Below are 2,611 nucleotides of genomic sequence, written 5' to 3' on the forward strand. Positions count from 1 at the left end.
GTTCACCGAGCCCTACCTGCTGACCGATGGCGGCGGCCCAGACGGCAAGTCCGCCTCGCCGGTGCTGCAGATCTACCAGACCGGCATCGAGCAAAACCACCCCGACTTCGCCTCGGCCCTCGGGATCATCCTGGTCATCGGAGTGCTCCTGATCGCCGGCATCCAGCAGCTAGTGCAAAGGAGACAGGCATGACCAAGGCGGACCGCGCCACGCCCGAGGTCACCGCCAGATCGGACAGCGTCACGGCGGCGGTTGAACCGCGTGCCTCGCGTTCGTGGTGGCGTCTGATCGCGCTGCTCTTCGGAGCGCTGGTATTCCTCTTCCCGTTCTATTACATGATCATCGGCTCGTTGCAGAAGACACAGAACACCTCGCTGAGCGGCGTACTGCCGAATCCCGGCAACATGACGCTGCACAATTACGGCGAGATCAACGTGGCCATAGACCTCGGCAAGTCGATCATCAACTCCGGCATCTTCACCGGTGGTGTCCTGCTGGCCACCCTCGTGTTCGGCATACTGGCCGGATACGCGCTGGCGCGACTGAGTTTTCGCGGCCGCGGCCTGTTGTTCGCCTTGATGCTGTTGGTGCTGACGGTCCCATTCCAGTTGCTGATCATCCCGCTGTACGTCCTTATCGCGCGCAACTACGGGCTTGCCAATTCCTACCTCGGGATGATCGCGCCGTTCGCGATCAACTCTGTCGCCGTGCTCATCTTCCGGCAATACTTCATGCAACTGCCGGCCGAGTTGTTCGACGCCGCCCGGATCGACGGCGCGAGCGAACTGAAGGTCCTGATCAACATCGCACTCCCGCTCGTCCGCCCCGCGGTGCTGACCGCCATGCTCCTGACCTTTATCGGGCCGTGGAACGAGTTCCTGTGGCCGTTCCTGATCACCAAGCAGCAGAGCCTGCAGCCGCTCGCGGTCGCCCTCGCGAACTACATCGACAACGTGGCGGCGACCGCGTCGAATCCGTACGGCGCGATCCTGGCCGGAGCGTGCGTGCTGGCCGCGCCCGCGGTCGCATTGATCATCGGCTTCCAGCGGTACTTCGTTTCCACCAATATCGGCTCCGGCGTGAAAGGCTGACCGTGACGCGCGCTGGCACCATGAGCGTGCCCGGCCGGCTGACCCGGCTGGGCGTGGTCATGTCTGCCGACCCGGGTGCCGACTTCGAGGCGGAGGGCGTGCTCAACCCGGCCAGCGGGCGCAGCCCGGACGGCAGGCTGTGGCTGCTACCGCGCCTGGTCGCCGCCGGAAACCTGTCCAGGATCGGCATCGCGGAGGTCCTGGTGCGCGACGGCCAGCCGACCGGGGTGCGGCGCGACGGCGTCGTCCTTTCCCCCGATACGGGCTGGGAGAGATCCCACGACCACGCCGGGGTCGAAGACCCGCGCACGACCTGGATCGCGAGCCTCGGCGTCCATGTCATGAGTTACGTGGCCTTCGGGCCACTGGGGCCCAGGTCAAGATCGGGGCCGGACACACCACCTACCTGCTCGGCAGCGAGCCCTCGGTCAGAGCGCTGTGGGTCTACGCCAACTACCTGGGCCCTGGTAGCTACGAGGTCACCGGCGGCGGCACCTACGATCCAGCGAACAACACCTACGGGCAGGGCGCCTACGACGCCGACGACATCTCCCGCGCCGCTGTCGTCTACGACGAGGCCTGCCAGCTGCTGCGCGGGCTGACCTACCTGCAGACTGCGCTAGGTCGCGACCCGCAGGCTGGCCATGGTACGGAAGAGGCAAGGAGGGACAATGGCGCAGATTACGCTGGATCAAGTCGACAAGGTCTATGGCAGAGGCGTGAAGGCAGTAAACGACCTGAGCCTGGAGATCCAGGACGGCGAGTTCATGGTCCTGGTCGGCCCTTCCGGGTGCGGGAAGTCGACCGCCCTGCGGATGATCGCAGGACTGGAGGAGGTCAGCCACGGAACCATCCGAATCGGCGACCGCGTGGTGAATGGCGTGGCACCCAAAGATCGCGACATCGCGATGATCTTCCAGAATTATGCCCTCTACCCTCAGATGACCGTGGCACAGAACCTGGCGTTCGGCCTGCGGATGCGCAAGACACCGAAGGATGAGATCGAGCGCCGCGTCCACAATGCGGCCAACATTCTTGGCCTTGAGCCGTACCTCAAGCGCAGGCCGACGGCGCTGTCCGGCGGCCAGCGCCAGCGCGTGGCGATGGGCAGGGCGATCGTGCGGGAACCGCAGGCTTTCCTCATGGACGAACCGTTGTCGAACCTCGACGCCAAGCTCCGCGTGGGCATGAGGGCGTCGCTGGCGGAGCTACATGAGCGGCTCCATGTGACCACCGTGTACGTGACCCACGCTCAGGTCGAGGCGATGACGCTCGGCCACCGCGTCTGCGTGCTCAGGGACGGGATGCTGCAGCAGGTCGACACTCCGCAGAACCTGTACGACCACCCGGTCAACCTGTTTGTTGGCGGCTTCATCGGCTCACCCTCGATGAATATCGTCAAAGCTAGGGTGATCAGCGGCGACGACGGCATGGCGGTCACGTTCGCCGGATACCGGCTGCCCATCCCCGAGGGAGTGGTGCGCGCCAGTTCGGACATCGAAGTGTACGTCGGCCGCGA

At 65.1% G+C, this 2,611-nt stretch carries 2 protein-coding genes and 1 pseudogene; all 3 read left to right on the forward strand.

The features are described 5' to 3' along the window. Positions 1-193: pseudogene (locus tag WCB02_RS09015) on the forward strand (hypothetical protein); the annotation flags it as partial. After that, positions 190-1,092 (forward strand): carbohydrate ABC transporter permease, encoded by a 903-nt coding sequence (locus WCB02_RS09020; RefSeq protein ID WP_423957627.1) that lies wholly within the window; start codon positions 190-192, stop codon positions 1,090-1,092. The pseudogene WCB02_RS09015 and the gene WCB02_RS09020, both read left to right, overlap by 4 nt. 671 nt (positions 1,093-1,763) lie before the next feature. Further along, positions 1,764-2,611: ABC transporter ATP-binding protein (locus tag WCB02_RS09025; RefSeq protein WP_423957629.1), on the forward strand; the 848-nt coding region annotated here is incomplete at its 3' end.

The organism is Bradyrhizobium sp. (genome assembly GCF_049581145.1).
Lineage (GTDB): Bacteria > Pseudomonadota > Alphaproteobacteria > Rhizobiales > Xanthobacteraceae > Bradyrhizobium.

What these genes read in the sequence shown, in the direction of transcription:
- WCB02_RS09020 (WP_423957627.1), top strand. Translation starts at nt 190, where the DNA reads ATGACCAAGGCGGACCGCGCCACGCCCGAGGTCACCGCCAGATCGGAC.